14 protein-coding genes are annotated in these 19,959 nt (G+C 46.7%); 7 read left to right on the forward strand and 7 right to left on the reverse strand.

Features of this window, described 5'->3' with window-relative positions:
- Nucleotides 1-71: 71 nt before the first annotated feature.
- The 4 genes from J0L70_RS20050 (at nucleotide 72) to J0L70_RS20065 (ending at nucleotide 4,858) form a co-directional block, all read left to right on the forward strand.
- Nucleotides 72-299 (forward strand): hypothetical protein, encoded by a 228-nt coding sequence (locus tag J0L70_RS20050; RefSeq protein WP_144056231.1) that lies wholly within the window; start codon nucleotides 72-74, stop codon nucleotides 297-299.
- Nucleotides 300-323: 24 nt separating this feature from the next.
- The gene (locus J0L70_RS20055; RefSeq protein ID WP_154660836.1) at nucleotides 324-467 is read left to right on the forward strand and encodes a hypothetical protein; all 144 of its coding nucleotides are present in this window, start codon (nucleotides 324-326) and stop codon (nucleotides 465-467) included.
- A 116-nt stretch (nucleotides 468-583) separates the two neighbouring features.
- Entirely contained in the window at nucleotides 584-2,779 is a 2,196-nt protein-coding gene (locus tag J0L70_RS20060) for a hypothetical protein (protein WP_287455661.1), read from the forward strand.
- A gap of 174 nt (nucleotides 2,780-2,953) precedes the next feature.
- The gene (locus J0L70_RS20065; protein WP_287455662.1) at nucleotides 2,954-4,858 is read left to right on the forward strand and encodes a tetratricopeptide repeat protein; all 1,905 of its coding nucleotides are present in this window, start codon (nucleotides 2,954-2,956) and stop codon (nucleotides 4,856-4,858) included.
- Between the two features lie 107 nt (nucleotides 4,859-4,965).
- Here the strand turns inward: J0L70_RS20065 and J0L70_RS20070 are convergent, their stop codons facing one another.
- From J0L70_RS20070 to pflB, 7 genes are all read right to left on the reverse strand, one after another.
- Nucleotides 4,966-7,392 (reverse strand): phosphoketolase family protein, encoded by a 2,427-nt coding sequence (locus J0L70_RS20070; RefSeq protein WP_017288996.1) that lies wholly within the window; start codon nucleotides 7,390-7,392, stop codon nucleotides 4,966-4,968.
- 18 nt (nucleotides 7,393-7,410) lie between these two features.
- Nucleotides 7,411-8,034, reverse strand: coding sequence for a 4Fe-4S single cluster domain-containing protein (locus J0L70_RS20075; RefSeq protein ID WP_017288997.1), 624 nt, complete (start codon nucleotides 8,032-8,034; stop codon nucleotides 7,411-7,413).
- A gap of 11 nt (nucleotides 8,035-8,045) precedes the next feature.
- Nucleotides 8,046-8,837: a radical SAM protein gene (locus J0L70_RS20080; protein ID WP_287455663.1), complete on the reverse strand. Its 792-nt coding sequence runs from the start codon at nucleotides 8,835-8,837 to the stop codon at nucleotides 8,046-8,048.
- An 11-nt stretch (nucleotides 8,838-8,848) separates the two neighbouring features.
- Nucleotides 8,849-11,602: a bifunctional acetate--CoA ligase family protein/GNAT family N-acetyltransferase gene (locus J0L70_RS20085; protein ID WP_287455664.1), complete on the reverse strand. Its 2,754-nt coding sequence runs from the start codon at nucleotides 11,600-11,602 to the stop codon at nucleotides 8,849-8,851.
- A 10-nt stretch (nucleotides 11,603-11,612) separates the two neighbouring features.
- Complete coding sequence (adhE, locus tag J0L70_RS20090) at nucleotides 11,613-14,252, reverse strand: bifunctional acetaldehyde-CoA/alcohol dehydrogenase (protein WP_287455665.1); 2,640 nt, start codon at nucleotides 14,250-14,252, stop codon at nucleotides 11,613-11,615.
- 45 nt (nucleotides 14,253-14,297) lie between these two features.
- Complete coding sequence (pflA, locus tag J0L70_RS20095; RefSeq protein ID WP_017289001.1) at nucleotides 14,298-15,044, reverse strand: pyruvate formate-lyase-activating protein; 747 nt, start codon at nucleotides 15,042-15,044, stop codon at nucleotides 14,298-14,300.
- A gap of 92 nt (nucleotides 15,045-15,136) precedes the next feature.
- Nucleotides 15,137-17,362, reverse strand: coding sequence for a formate C-acetyltransferase (gene pflB, locus J0L70_RS20100; protein WP_287455666.1), 2,226 nt, complete (start codon nucleotides 17,360-17,362; stop codon nucleotides 15,137-15,139).
- 658 nt (nucleotides 17,363-18,020) lie between these two features.
- Between pflB and J0L70_RS20105 the strand changes: the two genes are divergently transcribed.
- The 3 genes from J0L70_RS20105 to J0L70_RS20115 all read left to right on the forward strand — a co-directional run bounded on the left by J0L70_RS20105 (nucleotide 18,021) and on the right by J0L70_RS20115 (nucleotide 19,930).
- Nucleotides 18,021-18,431 (forward strand): winged helix-turn-helix transcriptional regulator, encoded by a 411-nt coding sequence (locus tag J0L70_RS20105; protein WP_017289004.1) that lies wholly within the window; start codon nucleotides 18,021-18,023, stop codon nucleotides 18,429-18,431.
- Nucleotides 18,432-18,578: 147 nt separating this feature from the next.
- Nucleotides 18,579-18,935: a hypothetical protein gene (locus J0L70_RS20110; protein ID WP_287455667.1), complete on the forward strand. Its 357-nt coding sequence runs from the start codon at nucleotides 18,579-18,581 to the stop codon at nucleotides 18,933-18,935.
- A complete protein-coding gene (locus J0L70_RS20115) occupies nucleotides 18,932-19,930 on the forward strand; it encodes an LLM class flavin-dependent oxidoreductase (RefSeq protein ID WP_287455668.1) in 999 nt (332 codons plus the stop codon). The genes J0L70_RS20110 and J0L70_RS20115 overlap by 4 nt, the downstream gene beginning before the upstream one ends.
- The last annotated feature ends 29 nt before the right edge of the window (nucleotides 19,931-19,959 follow it).

The following is a 19,959-nucleotide window of genomic DNA, read 5'->3' on the forward strand; positions in this document are numbered from 1 at the left end:
ACAAAAGCATCGACTGAGACAAAGCCAAATCAACCAGTCACTAACCTAGGAGAAAACTAGGAGACTCCTGTTTGACCCCACTAGTTTTGCAGGGTGAGACAAATTTAGGTGAATTAGGCATCAACACCCTGCAATCTCGTTATGCCACAACGTCAAGTTCACCTGAGTGTGAGCGCAATGGGACTTGCACTTATTTGTTGCCTTTCAACATATTTGTTGCCTTTCAACACCGCGTCGGGTGGCAACATGTGGAAGTCACCGAACACCGGACGAATGCTGATTTTGCTCGTTGGCTTTAACGCCTAGTCGAGGAATAGTTTCTCATGGCTATCAAGATTCGCTTAGTTCTCGGCAATCTCAATGATCAGAAAGCCACCCTGGACTGGCACTTTACGAGTACTGATGCCAAGCGTCTTTATCCAGAAATTCACCTCTCATCATCAACGGGGCAGACGATTAGGTGCTGAGATTTTTAGGGGGCTTCGCGTATATCAATTTCTGTTTCTGATTTTGTTACGCTGACATTCAGAACCCGGAGTCTTTGCCATTGTAGCTATTATCCGTAGATTGAAATTCATTGCTTATGATTCGTTTTACCCGGTTCTCTGTTCTCCTCACACTACTAACAGTTACAGGATTGCAGTCTTATCCAGCGATCGAGCTTCCAGCCGTTGCTCAAACTTCTATTTGCACTCCAGATCAAACGTTAGATACTGATGAATATGCGCTGCGCGATCAGGCTCGTGTTGCACTAGACAATGGTGATCTGGCAACAACGGTGCGAACTTTAAGAGAAGCTTTGTTGATCACACCGCGAACGCAATATCCTCATAATACAGTCGAGCAGTGGCTTTTAGAAGACAACAACGGGACTCGAATTGAGCAGTTGCTGAAATTTTCTGACAAAAAACAGACGACGCAAATCTTAGATCAGCTTTATCAAATTACGCAACGGCTGAAACCAAACCATAGCTCAATTAAAACTCGTGCCTTCGCTGCGATCGCAAAATCCTACATTGTTCTCAATCAGTTCCCATCTGCGATCAATGCTCTCAATCAAGCTCGTGATGCTGTGCGTTTTGTTCAGGGGACAACTGAAAAAGCAGATCGGTTACTCGATATTGCCGCAGGATATGCTGCATTGCCTCAACCGCAAATCGCTCAAACCAGTCTCACCCAAGCTGAGAAAGCAATTCAGCAGATTCAGCAATCCGATCGAGCTGTCCGACTCGTTCGACTCGCAACACTTCATGCTGAAGATGAGAATTTTACGCAAGCAAAAGCGATCGCGGCTAAGCTGCCTAAAAATTCAGAATCACACGCGATCGTATTTAGAGCAATTGCTGAGAACTACATCAGAATTAAGCAATTAGGCAATGCAGATCAAGCGATTCAAACCATTACACATCCGATGCAAAAAGCGATCGCACTTGGAAAAGTTGCCGTAGCTTATGAGCATGCTCAACAACCAGGAATAGCGACAAAACGGTTTGATCAGGCAATGGCGATTGCTGCCACTCCAAACCTAGTGAGTGGTTTCTATACTTCAGAAATGCTGAGAAGAGATCTCGTCGTCAATCTAGTCGAGGTAGGTCGAAGAGATGCAGCAAGACAGCTTGCTATCAATTCTGAGATGCCATCTTTCAAGAAAGAAGCTTACAAGGTCATTCTTTTGGCTGATGTTCGTGCAAATGAGCCAGTCAAAGCGAAGAAACTGCTTTCTCAGCAATTGACTGAGATCCTGAATCAGCAAGATAGCAGTTGGCACAGATTTGAACTTGTTAATCTGATAAACACTGCGACTGAAGCGGAGCAGTTTGATTGGTTTATCCAAGAATGGAATCGCATTTCAAAGGTTGATTTTGGTCTGACGGATCAAGATGTTGAGAGAATCACGACATCTCATGCTCAGAAAGGTCGGCATCTGCAAGCTTTGCAGTGGACAGAAAAGTTGCCGATCGCGAATCGCCCAGTTTTGCAGATTCGATTGAAATCTGCGATCGCGCTAGCTGCTCATCAATCTGGACAAACAGCTTGGGCAAAGAACTTGCTTCAGACCACTGAGCAGCAAATTAGCGCATTGATCAAAGCATCCCGTGACCGACTTCAGCGTGAGGGCGGCGACACGAACGAGCCAGATGACATTGAATACATTGGTGTCGGAGTACTTGCCCTTTCTTACGCTCAGATAGGAGATACTGGAACGACTCAGAGATTGCTCGATCGCGTTGTTAAGAGCAAGATGAATCAGAATGATATGCAGCTAGGTGGACGAATAGACAATCCGTTTGAACTGTTTCGAGAAGCCAATCAGATAGATGGAGCCTTTCAGCTTGCAAACGGTTCTGTGTTGCCTGAAAAGCGCTTTCAACGCCTACAGACAGTTGCAGGAATGGCATTAGCGCAAAATCGATTTGATATGGCAACTTCCATTGTGCCTCGATTAAATTCAGCCAGTGGTCAAACTCAATTACTGCTGGCGATCGCTCAACGCTACACCCAACTCAAACAGACCGATAAAGCGCTTCCTTTCCTCGCTCAAGCCTTCAAAGTTGCTCAAACGATTCCAGGAGAAGAATCTCAGTTTGATCGATTGGGTGCAGAGGGGGGAACGGTGATCGAGATGGAGAATGATCGCGGAAGTTTGATTGAAGCGATCGCGGTTCAGTACGCTCGATTGAAGCAACCCGCTCAGGCTTTGAAAGTTGCGAATACTTTGAAAGAGAAGAAGACTCGCGATCAAGCACTCGAAAAGGTGAGATGTGCAATTTCAAGCTAGTCGAGAAAATTTCCCTGGGTTTTCAGTTCGTTGCGGTTTAGCCTAGGAATTCTATCCACGGGCTAAACCCACTTTGCTGAGGAAAACTATTCTGATTCAAAGTTACGCGATCGCGGTTTGCATTTGCTCACGATCGCAAAATCCTATACCGATTCAACGTAATCTCCTCGACCAATGCACAAACTTTTCCCGGTCACACTTCTCAGTCTGCAACTCGTTGGTCTGCCTTCGATGAGTCTGGCGCAGGTTAAGCCAGCCTGCATCAGTCCCTATGGTGGAGACGATCGCGCGATTCCGTTAAGTGATCCTGAATTGGCGAAAAGTCAGCAAGGAAAAGAAATGGCAGAAATTGCGATCGCATTTCTCAAAGCAGGTCAACCAGAACGCGCCGCTCAGGTCAACGAGCAGATGCGATCGCGCTTCAAGCTCGCCCCTAAAGATCTCTCAACCTTAGTCATGATTCAGTCTCTTATCGCTGGAGATCAAGCTGCTGCAACGGCACATGTGCCTAAGCTCAACCTGACTGGATTTGGAGATATTGATGCGATCTTTCTCGCGGCGCGGACTCTACCTGTTCAAGATCAAGCCGATTGGATACTGAACGTGGTCGATCAACTCCCGATCAAAAACGGCAAATTGCTGTGGTGGATTGTACTAGCGGAGTTATATCCCAATCAACCTATCACTCTAAAAATTGCAGCAAAGATTCGCTCTGTGCTGACCCAAGACGATCAACTTTCCGAATGGGTGAATTTAGCAGTCGTCTATCGTCAAGCAGGAGATTTTCAGGCAGCCCGATCTCTACTCGAATCCCTAGCAGATCAAGCGCGATCGGAACCTCGCAACCTATCTAATCGGCTCAGGATGATTCAAGAATTTGCTCGCATCGGACAGCGCGATCGCGCACGGGCTGAACTCATGAAACTCAACATCGAAACAGGATCAAATAGCCTGTCTGTGAACCCTGACTTGACCCATCACTTAAGCCTTGCTTATGCTGCTATTGGAGATTTAAGCACAGTTGAAAATTTGATTCAAAAGCTCCCAGTTCAAGCTGATCCGGATTCCTTTAGCTTCCATCGTCAAGATTCAACCCGATCCGCGATCGCGCGACAATTTGCAGAACAAAAAAATGTTCAACAAAGCCAACGATTTCTACTCTCGATCAAAGATGCGAAGCTACAACAAGAGACGGCTCAACGGATCATCCAGCGTTTCCTTCAAACAGAACAATGGGCATCCGCAGCGGCAATTTCATCATTAGCAGAACCGAAATTACAAGCGATGGTGGCTTACAAAGCAGCACTGGCAAATCAATCCGCACTCAGCGATCGTGTGATCCCAACCATGCGCGGCAACAATGGAGATCTGATTCGCCTACTTCAGACTACATCCGCACTCAATCAGGTCGGATACCAAACGAAAGCACGCACCTTACTGCAAGAAGCCTTATCTTTAGCAACTCAGCAAAACATTCAGCCCCTTTTGCCGACGATTGCAGTTCAGTTTGCAGAAGCGGGCGATTTTGAGCAGGCAAATCAACTGCTCGATCGACAATTGCGAAGCTTTGAGCAACGATCGCAAAAACCGAAATTTCCAGCGTTTGAACCTTTGCTACCCGTCTCACCCACTCCTCCTGACGAATCCGCTTTATGGCGATTTTTTGAGTATGTCCGGCTGAGTGCCTCATCCTTTCGACCCGAAAAACCTACTCCGCAAGTTACCGCAATTCCAGTTCAGCCCTCGATCGCAGGAACAGCAGCCATTAACCTCGGCAGTTTTGCAACCTTCTATAGTCGCGCCCGCAATTTTACAAAAGCAGATCAACTGATCCAAAAGATTCCCGACCAGTACTGTACTTTCAAAGCATCAATCATTCAATTTGCTGTGTTAGAAGCCATTGCAGCAAATCAGCCAGAGGTAGCGCAGTCCCTTTTAGCGCAACTTTCTCGGTCTGCTCAGCATCAAGATTTTGTTCGGGCAAATTTAATTGCGATCGCGAATCTCTATCTCACGCAAAAGCAATCTGAAAAAGCAATTCCTCTTTTAGAACGATCCTTGAATCTGATCCAAAAATAGGAGAATCTGAAGGCGCAAAATGGAGAGAGGAGAGAGATGGGGAGAACCCAACCTTAGATTACTCCCTATCCCCCTATCAGCTTAATTGCTGTGAACTACGAGTCGTACTAAAGATTCCATCTCCAGTTAATCACTTCAGGTTGATCAATCCCATGTTCATACGCATACTGGCGACATTGAATTTGCATGTTTTTGAACTTTTCTTTCGCATGAGCGCCCGTTGTTCTGAGTCTGGGAACGCGATCGATAACATCCATTGCGAGACTAAAGCGATCGATATTATTGTTAATCGCCAGTTCCAGAGGTGTGTTGATATTGCCTTTCTCTTTGTAGCCTCGGACATGCAGATTTGCGTGATTCGTCCGACGGTAAGCCAGACGGTGAATCAACCAAGGATAGCCGTGGAAGTTGAAAATGATCGGTTTATCAGTTGTGAACAGACTGTCAAAATCTCGATCGCTTAATCCATGCGGATGCTCTGTATCGGGTTGAAGCTTAAACAGATCAACGACGTTCACAAATCGGATCTTCACATCCGCAAATTCTTGCCGCAGTAACGCTGTCGCAGCTAATGCTTCCTGAGTGGGAATATCTCCCGCTGTTGCCATCACAACATCGGGTTCTGTTCCCTGGTCATTACTCGCCCAATCCCAGATGCCAAGTCCCTTTGTACAATGCTTAATCGCTGTATCCATATCCATATACTGGAAGTGGAGTTGCTTGTCAGAAACAATCACATTGATATAGTTGGTACTTCGCAAACAATGATCGGCTACAGAAAGCAACGAATTGACATCGGGCGGTAAGTAAATCCGAGTCACAGAAGGACTCTTGTTAACAACGAGATCTAGAAAGCCTGGATCTTGGTGAGTAAAGCCGTTATGGTCTTGCCGCCACACTGTAGACGTAATTAAAAGATTCAATGATGCAATGTCTTCGCGCCAAGAGAGATGATTGCAAATTTCTAACCATTTCGCATGTTGGTTAAACATCGAATCGATCACATGCACGAATGCTTCATACGTTGAGAAGAATCCATGTCGTCCCGTGAGGAGATAGCCTTCGAGCCAGCCTTCTAAGGTATGCTCGCTCAACATTTCCATCACGCGCCCGTCTGGAGAGAGTTCGCCGCCGTCTTCGTCTTCAGGCAAATAATCTGCAATCCAGAATTTCTTACTGACTTCGTAAATTGCATTCAGCTTGTTAGAAGTCGTTTCATCCGGCCCGAAGACTCGGAAGTTGTTCGGGTTCATCTTCATGATGTCCCGCAGAAATTTGCCTAACGGCACAGTATTTCCAACTTCGAGCTGTCCTGGTTTGGGCACGTCAATCGCATAGTCGCGGAAGTTTGGCATTTTTAAAGCCCGACGCAGAATCCCACCATTAGCATGAGGATTCGCACTCATGCGATGCGTCCCAGTCGGAGCCATATCCTTAAGTTCAGCGAGTAGCTTGCCATTTTGATCAAAGAGTTCCTCTGGTTTGTAGCTTCTCATCCAAGCTTCTAGCTGTTGAAGATGCTCCGGATTGTGCTGCATTTCAGATAAGGGAACTTGGTGCGATCGCCAAAATCCTTCGACTTTATGCCCATCGACTGTCTGAGGTCCTGTCCAGCCTTTGGGAGTCCGAAAAATAATCATCGGAAAGCGAGGGCGTTGAGCGACATCGCTGCTGCGAGCTTGTTGCTGAATGGCTTTAATTTCGTTCACACAATGCTCTAAGGTCGCAGCCATTGCCTGATGCATGGTTTCGGGATCACTTCCCTCCACAAAGTAAGGCTTATAGCCGTAGCCACTGAACAAATCTTCGAGTTCTTCGTGACTGACACGCGACAGAATTGTGGGATTGTTAATCTTGTAGCCATTCAAGTGCAGAATTGGCAAGACCGCGCCATCGCGTGCCGGATTGATAAACTTGTTCGAGTGCCAAGCAGTCGCGAGCGGGCCTGTTTCCGATTCACCATCGCCGACGACAACTACACTGATCAAGTCTGGATTGTCAAAGACAGTTCCATAGGCGTGAGAGACACTGTACCCTAGCTCACCCCCCTCGTGAATTGATCCAGGGGTTTCAGGCGTGCAATGGCTGCCGATGCCGCCCGGAAAAGAGAACTGTTTGAAGAAGCGCAGCAGTCCTTCGGTATCTTCGCTTTTATCTGAGAAGACTTCCGAATAGGTTCCTTCTAGATAGATGGGAGCTAGCACACCCGGCGCACCGTGCCCAGGACCTGCCAAGAAAATCATATCGAGATCAAACTTCTTGATCAGGCGATTGCAATGAGTATAGATAAAGCTTAGACCTGGACTCGATCCCCAGTGACCGAGCAGACGATTTTTGATATGTTCAGGCTTGAGAGGTTCTTGCAGAAGCGGATTGTCACGCAAGTAAATCATGCCGACTGCAAGATAGTTGCAGGCTTGCCAAAACGCATGAATTTTGCGCGCTTCTTCGGTGCTGAGCGGCGATCCTTGAACGGTCGATCGTGCTTCACCATACGGACTAATCGACCGTTCTGCTGCGGGAGTGGTTACCATCGCTTTCTACTCCTTAAATTACTCTGTGAGAGACATCTGACCTTGGAAGCCAGTAATAATGCGATCGCCATTTTTGAGGACGTGAATTTCAATTTGATCGCTCGCCCAAGTTAAGCGATCATGCAATTCCGGATTAAAGACATGCACTCTCTGATTGCTTGAAGACACAAGAGAGTCAGGACTATGAATCGCTAATGATTCAACATAAGCACCATCAATCATTAAATCGAGTTCTGCAAGCAGATCTTGAGCGCCTGCTGGAGCAAACTCGGATCGCAATTGCTCTAAGGTGAATCCAGTAAACGACATCACATTCAATCCAGCCGCTTTCACTTGGCGCGCCAGACTTGCAAGCGCAGGAGCTTGCCAGAACGGTTCTCCACCGGAAAAAGTCACACCTTGATTGCGATCGTTGCTCAAAATCTTCTCGACTAGACTCTCAATCGTGACCAGTTGATTGGCTTCAAACGACCAAGAAGCTGGATTAAAGCATCCTGGACATTCGCGTAAGCATCCTTGCACCCAAATCACCGCTCGGCATCCAGGCCCGTTTACGGCTGACTCATCGACATAGCCCATAATGTTGAGATATCCAGGGGGAATCTCGAGCAGTTCTTGATAAGCATCAGGTTTGGTGTGCATAGTCTTTCACCTCAATGGATTAAAGCGGGATAACGAACTGGAACATCAAGCACAGCTTGAATGCGATCGCGAAACTGCTTCAGCACTTCTTCGCTCACGGGTTTAAGCGATCGCACTGGATAAGACTGAAGCAGTTCATGGTTGCCCCGCGCATCTAATTGATGTTCTAGCGGTTTAGGGCGCGTGGGCGTATTGAGTTGAATTTCTTGGGGGCATAGTTCTTGTAGGTGGGTAATGTAGTTGATTTGGTCTTGATCGCGCCAGGGAGAAAGCAGCATTGTTTGAATGGCAAGCTGTCCTCGGTAGCGTTGTCGAAATTGCTTCAAACCTGACCAAATTTTGTCGAGAGTCAAATTTTGAACGGGGCGGTTAATGCCTTGAAATTGTTGATCAGAGACGGCATCAATTTTGACAGCGACGAAATCGGCGATCGCTAGCTCTGCACGCACCGATGGATCTTCAAGGAGACTGCCATTCGTCAGCACTCCGACTGGTTTCTCAGTTAGAATCCGAGCGAGCGTAATAATTTCGCCCAGATTTTGAGCCAGCGTAGGTTCACCACTGCCGCTCAACGTGATGACATCAATATTCCAAGGCTGAAAGCAGAGGAGATCCTGCCGAATTCGCTCTGTCGGGACAAAGATTTTGCGAGTCGCGTTTTGCTGCTCGATTTCTCCCAGTTGACAGTAAACACAGTTAAATGAGCAAGTTGAAACTGAACCAATCGGATCGATGCCGAGCGATCGACCGAAACGCCAAGATTTTACAGGTCCATAAACTGAAGCGAATTGCGCGGTTTGCATGGAATTTCTCCTTACTCGTCGATCGTGAATGAAATCTCTGCTTTCATCACGCCTTCTTCTGCATCCCGTCTGAGCTGAAATCCCAGTTTCTCACAGACGCGCTGCATCGCTCTGTTTTCGCAAAGAATCTCAGCACGAATGCGCTCAAGATGCTCATGCCGTCCGACCTTCAGCAAGCAGTTGAGCAACATGGTTCCAAGCCCTTGACGCTGATAGCGATCGTTGACCATCATTCCAAACTCTGCATCATTCGTCGCATGTAGTTTACTCAGCCTTGCAATTGCTAAAATCTCAGATGCTCCGGTTTGAGCATCTTTCCTTTCAGCGACTAGAGCAAGTTCGCGATCGTAGTCAATAAAACACAGTCGAGTCAGACGTTCGTGAGCAATCCGCTGTTTTAGCCCAATCATATGGAAGTAGCGAAAATACACGCTTTCCTCTGACAAAGTTTGATGGAATTGAATCAGCAAAGGCTCATCTTCAGGGCGAATCGGGCGAATCGTCACCTCTTTTTGATCAGATAGCTTGTACTTCCAAGTAAACTGACTGGGATAAGGACGAACTGCTAATTTCGGGAGTTCAGCTTCAGTCACATCCGGATCATGTAGAACAATCCTTGCATCCAAAGCCAAGAGCTTATCAGCCGAAGCAAGCAAAGGATTAATTTCAATCTCTTTAATCCATCGCTGCTCAACGACTAACTGACTAAACCGAACTAAGAGTTGCTCTAGGGCGGCGAGATCGACCGCTTTACGTCCTCGTACTCCCTGCAATGCTCGATAGATATGCGTTTGCTCCATCATTCGCCGGGCGAGCGTTGTATTCAAGGGGGGAAGTGCGATCGCGCGATCGCGATACACTTCAACGAGTTGCCCTCCAGAGCCGAATAGCATCACAGACCCAAATTGGGGATCAAGGCTGCTGCCAATGATTAATTCGTACCCCTCTCTTTGAATCATCGGTTGTACGGTGACTCCAAGAAAAGCTTGTGAGTCCTGGGTGCGTTGTAAAACGGTTGCCGCGATCGCTTGATAAGCCTCACGAACTGCCTCTGCATTCAGCAAGTTTAATTGCACACCTCCGACATCGGTTTTGTGGGTAATCGTTTCTGAATACAGTTTCAGCACGACTGGATAGCCTAGCTTTTCAGCCACTTGAACTGCTGCTTCCGCACTCCGAGCCACCTGAGTTTCAACAGTTGGAATGCCATAAGCCGCAAGAAATTGCTTGGATTCAAACTCTGTGAGTAGGGTTCTTCGTGCGGTTCTCGCGTTTTGAATGATCTGTTCAATTTCGAGCCGATTTACTGTCTCAGCTTCGGCTAAAGTTGGCGTTTCGTAGATGCCGCGCAGATTGTAGCTATATCGCCACATATAGTTAAACAATCGCGCCGCAGTATCCGGGTAAGCAAAGGTTGGAATCTTGGCTTGATTGAGCAACTCTGCTCCGGCTGCAATTTCTGAATTTCCCATCCAACTGGTAAGAATGGGTTTACCCAGTTGAGAGTAGGACTGCAATTGCTGAGCCGTTCGAGTTGGGTCAGTCATTGCTTGCGGCGTGAGAATGACAAGCAATCCATCACTATTGGGATCTTGAGCAGCAATCTCTAATGCTTTGGCATAACGTTCAGGTTCCGCATCTCCAAGAATATCGATGGGATTGTGATGACTCCAATGTGCAGGAAGATGCTGATTGAGTGCCTCAATCGTTTCGGGTGATAGCTCGGCTAAAGTTCCACCATTTGTCACTAAAGCATCGGTTGCAAGCACACCGGGGCCACCTGCATTTGTGATAATCGTCAGTCGTGAACCTTTCGGACGAGGCTGTTTTGCTAGCACTTCTGCCATATCAAACAAGTCAGAAATGCTATCGACTCTCAGAACACCACAGCGCCGCAGTGCAGCATTAAACACATCATCGCTACCCGCCATTGCTCCGGTATGAGACGTGGCAGCTTTAGCCGCTGCTTCAGTTCGTCCGGCTTTAATCACAATAATCGGTTTAGTCAGTGCAACTTCTCGTGCGGCAGAAAGAAACGATCGTGGATCACCGATCGATTCCATATAGATCACGATGCTCTCAGTGTGGGGATCATCGCCGAGATAGTAAATCAAATCGCCCCAATCGACATCGAGCATTGAGCCGATCGAGATAAATGAGCTAAAGCCCACATTTTCATGAAAGCTCCAATCCAAAATCGCACTACACAAAGCACCACTCTGGCTGATAAAGCCAACTTTTCCAGGTTTTGCGATCGAATTTGCAAAGGTTGCATTCAAACCCAAATGAGGATTCATGACACCGAGACAGTTTGGACCAATCAATCTCAACTGACCTCGTTTCAGATGGGCGCGAATTTGTTGTTCTAGCTCGACACCCGCTGAGCCAACTTCACGAAAACCAGCCGAAAGGATAATCACACCCTTGACATTTGCATCAACACATTCGCCCACGAGATCAGGAACCGTCGGCGCAGGCGTGGCAATAATTGCGAGATCAACTGCTTCGGGAACGTCCGAGATCGTGGGATACGCTTTAATTCCCAAAACGCTCGGTCGTTGCGGATTTACTGGAAAAATTGTGCCTCCAAATGGATGACTCATCAAGTTCCAGAGTACCGTTCTTCCTACACTGCCATCTCGCTCAGTTGCACCAATGATCGCAATCGTTTTCGGTGAGAAGATTGCATCCAGCGGATGATATCCAGAGCGCCAAATGTCATGAACGCGATCGCTCTGACAATTTGCGAAAGAAACAATAGTCATGCAATCCCCCTTACGGTGCTACTAGAGCTTGGTTTTCAGCCTGTCCTAGCGTAGTTGCATTGCCTTCATAGGCTTGAATGTACAAAGCTTTGAGGTCTTCAATCAGTGGATAGCGCGGGTTTGCACCTGTACATTGATCATCAAACGCTTGCTCTGCCATCCATTCCACTTGTGCATAGAAAGCTCGATCGTCTTCGGACAGCGCTGCTTTAATCGTTTTTGGAATGTCAAGCTGCTCTTTGAGATCTTCGATCGCGGCAATCAATTTCTCAATCTTTTCTTCATCCGTTGCGCCCGTAATGCCCACATACTCAGCAATCACCGCATAGCGCCATTTCACATTCGGATATTTGTACTGTGGAAAAATTGCTTGCTTGAACGGAACATCGGTGGCATTGTACCGAATCACATGGGAGATGAGTAAGGCATTCGCAAGCCCATGCGGGACATGGAAAGTCGAACCGAGTTTATGTGCCATTGAATGACAAATGCCTAAGAATGCATTCGCAAACGCCATCCCTGCCATCGTTGACGCATAATGCACTTTCTCGCGAGCTTTGGGATTGTTTGCGCCTTCTTTGTAAGCCGCAGGTAAATACTTCAGAAGTAAGCGAATTGCTTCTAAAGCTAGCCCATTCGTAAACTCTGACGCAAAGACTGACACATAAGCTTCGAGGGCATGGGTCAAGGCATCGATACCGCCGTACGCAGTCAGGCGTTTTGGCATCTGCATCACGAGATCAGGATCGACGATCGCCATATTCGGCGTGAGCGCATAATCGGCAAGCGGATATTTAATCCCAGTGTGCTGGTCTGTAACAACAGCAAACGGTGTGACTTCCGAACCCGTTCCTGACGTGGTTGGAATGCAAACCATGCTCGCTTTTTGCCCTAAAGGTTGGACTTCATAAACACGCTTGCGAATATCCATGAAGCGAGTTGCTAAGCCTTCAAACTCGGTATCCGGTTGCTCATACATCAGCCACATGACTTTTGCAGCATCCATCGGCGAACCTCCACCAATGGCAATGATCACATCGGGCTGAAAGAGGTTGATTTGAGCTAAGCCTTTCTCGATCGTTTCTAAAGATGGATCAGGTTCGACATCATAGAAAGTTTGATGTGTAATGCCAATTCCTTCTAGAACCTGCGTCACTTTTTCCGAAACGCCCAGTTCAAATAGCGGCTTATCCGTAATCACAAAAGCTCGATGTTTTCCAGTTAGTTCCTTGAGAGCTACAGGTAAGCACCCATCCCGGAAGTAAACTTTCGGGGGAACGCGGAACCACAGCATATTTTCACGCCGCTGCGATACGGTTTTAATGTTCAGCAAGTGATGAGCCGCAACGTTTTCAGACACAGTATTGCCGCCCCAACTGCCGCATCCCAATGTCAGCGATGGATCAAGCCGGAAATTGTATAAATCTCCGATCGCACCTTGAGACGCAGGAGTATTGATCAACACCCGCGAGGTTCGCAACACATTCTCAAAGTGTCGAATATGCTCGGTGTTTGCGGGCTGAGTATAGAGAACTGAAGTATGTCCTAATCCGCCAAACTCCACAATTTTCTCAGCTTTCAGCACAGCATCTTCAAAATCACTGGCTCGATACACTGCCAGAATCGGCGAAAGTTTTTCATAAGACAGCGGTTCTTGCGTGCCGATTTCTTCCACTTCTGCCATCAGCACTTTCGGAATGCCTGCTTCAAATTGCAGATCTGCGAGTTCAGCCAAGCGAGTAACCGACTGTCCAACAATTTTCGGATTCAAATGACCGTTTTCGAGGACGCAGTTTCTGAGGCGATCGCGTTCTGCTGCATCGAGGAAATATGCACCGCGATCGATAAATTCCTGCTTCACGGCTTCATACACGGCATCGACAATCACAACCGATTGTTCGCTCGCGCAAATCATGCCGTTGTCAAACGTCTTACTGAGTAAAATCGATGAGACTGCCATTTTAATGTTTGCCGTTTCATCAATGATGGCTGGCGTGTTTCCAGCACCGACTCCTAACGATGGATGACCGGATGAATAAGCGGCTTTGACCATTCCAGGGCCGCCAGTTGCGATGATCAATTTAATATCTGGGTGCTGCATTAAAGCCTGCGATCGCTCAATCGTCGGTTCTTCGATCCAACCGATCAAGCCTTCAGGTGCGCCTGCTGCGATCGCAGCATCAAGCACAATTTTGGCAGCCGCAGCAGTACATTGTTTCGCTCTGGGATGAGGGGAAAAAATAATGGCGTTGCGGGTTTTGAGTGCCAGCAACGCCTTGAAAATCGTCGTCGAAGTGGGATTCGTGACGGGCACAATTCCAGCGAGGATGCCAATCGGTTCGGCAATTCTTTGATAGCCGAAGGCAGGGTCATCTTCTAGAATGCCGCAGGTCTGCTCGTGCTTGTACTTGTTATAGATAAATTCCGATGCAAAGTGATTCTTGATCACTTTGTCTTCGACAATTCCCATGCCTGTTTCTGCAACGGCACGCTTCGCTAACGGAATTCTCGCTTCGTTTGCAGCTTGCGCTGCTTTTTTGAAAATCAGATCAACCTGCTCTTGTGTGTAGGTTGCATAGACAGCTTGAGCCGCTTTGACTTGCTGAATCAGAGTTTCGAGATCTTGTGGTTTTTCGGCGACAATGTTCATAAATTCCGTCCCGATGAGAGTAGCGATTATTTTAGGTTGAGCAAGTTACATAGCATTGAGATTGCGACTTTTGAAAATGTCGATCGCGGCTTGAACTTGCTCTGAAGTTGGGTTTGGGGTGTCTTTTAGCTGATAGTCATAGCCTAATTGCTCCCATTTGTACTCGCCCATTTTATGAAACGGTAAAACATCAACTCTTTCGATATTGGTGAGCGTTGCTAGAAAATCTGCTAGCCCAGCAATATTCTGGGGATCATCTGTTAAACCAGGTACAAGCACAAATCGAATCCAAACCGGTTTGTGAATCTGATTCAGATACCGAGCAAGAGTTAAAGTTGGTTCGATATTAACACCCGTTACTTTGTGGTAAGTGCTTGCATCGAATGATTTAATATCTAGTAACACAAGGTCGGTATACTCGAGCACAGGCTTTGCAACATTCAACTCACAAAATCCAGATGTATCAAGCGCTGTATGGATCTTGAGTTCGTGACATCGTTTAAAGATCTCTCGAACAAATTGGGGCTGAAAAAGCGGTTCCCCTCCGCAGGCGTTGACTCCACCGCCAGAAGCCTGCATGTAGGGAATATATTTTTGGATCTCCTCGATCAGTTCATCGACCGTTACTAGCTTTCCATCTTCGAGATGGCGACAGTCGGGATTGCAACAGTATAGACAGCGAAGAGGACACCCAGAGGTAAAGATAATAAAGCGGATGCCGGGACCATCGGCTGTGCCACAGGTTTCGATTGAGTGGATGTAGCCTGCTGTTTTTGAGAGCGTATTCGTCATAGGTGCTACTTTCTCGGATCAAATAAATGGTTCTGGTGGCACAGTTTTACGAATCCCTTGGGACATCTGCGACACGGCTGGATTATCCCATTCTAAAAGCGATCGTGGAATGTTCGCTCTAACACATCTAACTGCTGTTCTCGCGTCAGTTTGATGAAGTTCACGGCATAGCCTGACACGCGAATCGTGAGTTGAGGATACAGTTCTGGATGATCCATTGCGTCTAGCAGCATTTCACGATCGAGCACATTCACATTGATGTGATGTCCGCCTTGATGGAAATAGCCATCTAACATTCCAGTCAGGTTATTGACGCGATCCCCAACAGTTCTGCCGAGAGCCGTAGGCACAATCGAGAATGTGTTAGAAATTCCGTCTTGTGACTCTGAATAAGGCAGTTTGGCGACAGAAGCCAAAGAAGCGATCGCTCCCTTACTATCTCGTCCGTGCATCGGATTGGCTCCGGGTGCAAACGGCGCGCCTGCTTTTCGACCATCGGGTGTGTTTCCGGTTTTCTTGCCGTAAACGACATTCGACGTAATCGTTAACACCGATTGGGTCGGAACAGCATCCCGGTAAGTTTTATGTTTCCGAAGTTCGCTCATAAATTCTGTTACCAGACTGACCGCAATCTGATCGACTCGATCGTCATTGTTGCCATACTTCGGAAAATCACCTTCAATTTCATAATCAACGGCAAGTCCGGCATTGTTGCGTAGAACTTTGACTTTTGCATATTTGATGGCAGAAAGCGCATCGGTCGCAACAGAGAGTCCGGCAATTCCGCATGCCATGGTTCGGAGAATGTCTCTGTCATGTAATGCCATTTCTAGGCGTTCATAACAGTACTTGTCGTGCATGTAGTGAATCACATTCAAAGTATTGATGTAAGCTTTGGCTAACCAAGCCATCATTGCCTTGAATTTACTCAGCACTTCTTCATACTCTAGGAAGTCCGACGTGATTGGTTCAGCAGCAGGAGCAATTTGCTCACCCGATTTTTCATCTTTTCCGCCATTGATCGCATAGAGCAAACATTTAGCAAGATTGACTCTAGCTCCGAAAAACTGCATTTGCTTGCCGACGCGCATTGCCGAGACACAACACGCGATCGCGTAGTCATCTCCCCAATACGGGCGCATCACATCATCGTTCTCGTACTGAATTGCGCTTGTTGCGATCGAGGTTTTAGTACAAAATTCCTTAAACGCTCTCGGCAATTGTTCTGACCAGAGTACGGTGAGATTCGGTTCGGGTGCAGCACCTAAATTCTCAAGGGTGTGTAAAAATCGGAAGCTGGTCTTAGTAACCAAGGGACGACCATCTTCGCCCATGCCGCCGATACTTTCAGTCACCCAAGTGGGATCGCCTGAGAACAGGTCGTTATAGTCTGGAGTCCGCAGGAAACGCACCATGCGGAGCTTCATGACAAAGTGATCGATCAGTTCTTGCAGCTCTGATTCCGTGACCCGTCCTTGAGCCAGATCCCGTTCGCAATAAATGTCCAGGAAGGTCGAAATTCGCCCGATCGACATCGCTGCCCCATTTTGCTCTTTCACGGCTGCCAGATAGCCAAAATAAAGCCACTGAATCGCCTCTTGAGCAGTTTGTGCAGGTTGGCTAATGTCGAAGCCGTAAGCGGCTGCCATTTCTTTGAGTTCAAACAGAGCGCGGATTTGCTCGGAAAGTTCTTCACGGGTGCGGATCACCGTTTCATCAATCGAATCAACTTCGAGCGATTTGAGTTGAGCTTTTTTGTCGTCAATTAAGCGATCGACTCCATATAAAGCAACTCGCCGATAGTCTCCAATGATGCGACCTCGACCATAGGCATCCGGCAAGCCTGTAATGATGCCAGAATGCCGCGCTAAGCGCATTTCTTGAGTGTAAGCGTCAAACACGCCATCATTATGAGTCTTACGGAAATGAAAGATCGCTTCGGTGTTGGGATCAAGCTCGTAGCCATAAGCTTTGAGCGCAGCTTTCACAACTCGAATTCCACCAAAGGGCATGATTGCCCGCTTTAGAGGGTGATCTGTTTGTAAACCGACGATCTTTTCTAAATCGCGATCGACATATCCGGGAACATGAGATGTAATCGACGAAACCGTTGCTGTATCTACGTCTAAAATGCCTTTCTCACGCTCTAGCTTCATCAAATCTTTGACTTGATTCCAAATCTTTTGTGTTGTTTCAGTTGCACCTGCTAGAAACGAATCATCTCCGGTGTAAGGTGTGTAATTGGTTTGGATGAAATTGCGAACATCAATTTCTTGCATCCAATTGCCTGATTGAAAATCTTGCCATTGTTTCACCATATCTATCTCACCTCTGGTGAAGGATTTTGGAAAAGAAGGAATGCTCTGAAGCATTGCTATCAACTCTTTTCTCTCGCACTCTGAGTATATTACAATTCACAAAGTTAATCGCAACTGAAATGTTAAATAAATCGCTAACCATGATAGAAACATAACAAAAATCGATTCGGAATAAATTCTCAAATAAAAACAGCATTCGTTTAGATTTTGGAATGCTGTAAATGACACCATCTTTCTTGAATTTAAACCAATTGAATGCTTTAAACATCCCGAATCGTCAGATATAGAGACATCGTGCCACTGTTTCTAGCCCATTGAAATACGGCATCAAATCATCGCTATTTTTTGACTAATCCCAATCACCAAATCACATATAGGTCGGCAAATTATTTCCCAGTCCTCGTCAGATCGAACGCACAAAGACTGCCAGACTCGACAGTCCCCGATTGAGCAAAACTCAACACCCTCATCCTAGTCTGTTGAAATCGATTTACAAGGTGATTACAGCCAATACCGCATAGTAACTGAAAGTAAAAGATTCGCTCTCCAGCGGCGGTTTGTACAACTGTAAAGAAAGTCTTAAGTTTTTAGGATGAATAGTACAGTGTATTCAACTGTGATGTTTAAGATAGAGACGGATTGCACCAGGTTGAATTTGATGGATAACGCTAAGTTGAATTTGATAGATAACGCTAAAGATTGCCTTGAAGTCACATGTCCGATTCAATTCGTCGTCGATCTCCTGGGGAATAAGTGGTCAATTTTAGTGCTGCGAGAGCTATTTACAGGCAACCGTCGAACGCATGAACTGTTAGCGGCGATGCCAGGAATTAGTACTAAGACTCTGATGGTTCGACTACGAGAACTGGAAGAATATGGGTTAATCGATCGTCAAGTCTTCGCAGAGGTTCCGCCTCATGTTGAATATTCTCTGACGGCCAAGGGTCGTCAAATTCAGCCGGTGATGATCGCCCTGCATCAAGTGGGCACTCAGTGGTTAGAACAAACACCTTGCTCTTGTCCGTTGGAGCAATTTAATCCGGTAGAAAATGCTTGTCCCTCTTCCTAAAAATACTTGCTCCTTGTCCTAGCGCGAGGCTGTGAGTACCAAATGATCGGGCTGAGTACAGGTTTAATAACTCTAATGGGAGTGGGTTAAACCTACTCATTTTGAGGCGCATGATATAAAGTGATATCCACGACTGACGGCATCATCATGCTATCGGAACCCCTTTTGGTGCAGGAATTTATCCATTTGATGAGGCGTACCTATCCTCAACCGAGCAAGGTGTTGCGTCATTGCTACATTAAGCTAGTCACCGTTCATTGGGGACAGCCTCCAAGCCGATTAGACTACTTTGCAATTTATTGTCCGAATACTTTGTTTGAGACTGTTTCTGAACAGAAGGAAGCATTTGGGCATATCTCTCGCTACATGGGACTTGCAGATCCAGTTTGCATCAATGCGAATCGGTTACTCCGCGATCCGATGTCGAAATTGAAAAAAGAAGCGCCTCGATTCTGGTTGGAATTGCACTGGTTACTTCCTGCCCAACTCCCTGAAACCTCATGAAAACTGGCATTTTTTGCACTTACGAGAACTATCATCAGAATGCACAACGCGCGATCGCGGATCAAGTCGTGATCGTTCAACATGCGGAACAATTAGGGTTTGAGGAAGCTTGGGTGACAGAACATCATTTTGATGAATTCCATGTCAGTCCATCAATTTTACCGTTGCTCGCTCATTTAGCTGCGGTTACAAGTCGAATTCACTTAGGGTCTGCTGCGGTTTTACTCGCATTCCATCATCCGATTCAAATCGCAGAAGATATCGCAACCTTAGATAACTTATGCCAGGGACGATTTGCTTTTGGAATTGCAAAAGGCGGCCCATTTCCAGAGCAGAACAAGCATTTTGCGACTCCGATGTCAGAAGCAAGGGCTAAAACGTTGGAATCGATGGAGCTAGTTTGGAAGTTGCTATATGAGTCAGAGGTGTCGTTTCAAGGGCAGTTTTATCAATGCGATCGCGTTACTATCTATCCGAAACCCGTTCAACAACCGATGCCTGTCTGGATCGCCAGTGGCGATGATGATGCGATCGCGTTTGCAGCGAAACATAATTTTGGATTGATGGGAGGCGCGCCATTCTCGATCCAAAAGTTAAAAACAACACTTGCGAAGTATCGTCAACTCAATGCCAGTGGCTCTGAGAAATTGATGCTAGCTCGATTCTTTTATGTCGCACGAACAGATGAAGAAGCAATCAGCGAAGCTCTGCCGTTTATAGATAAATTTAGTAGCCGAATGCAAGGATTAGCAACTCAGATTCAGAAGAGCGGAAATGCTCAGAACTTTACTCAGTTGAGCCAACAATCGAATCCATTTGATGCTGATTTTCTGATTCAAAATTCGATCATTGGTAGCGTGAAAACCTGCCAGGATAAGGTGAGACAACTTCAGGAGGAGTTGAATGTCGATACGATCGCGCTTCAGCCTGTCGCACTCAATTTAGTCAAGAATCAGGAGAGTCTGACGCGATATTGGCAGGAAGTCCGCGGTTAAATTCGCTGATTCTACTTGCTCAAACGCTT

Origin of the sequence: Leptolyngbya sp. UWPOB_LEPTO1 (assembly GCF_017302695.1) — a bacterium.
GTDB classification, from domain to species: Bacteria; Cyanobacteriota; Cyanobacteriia; order Leptolyngbyales; family Leptolyngbyaceae; genus Leptolyngbya; species Leptolyngbya boryana.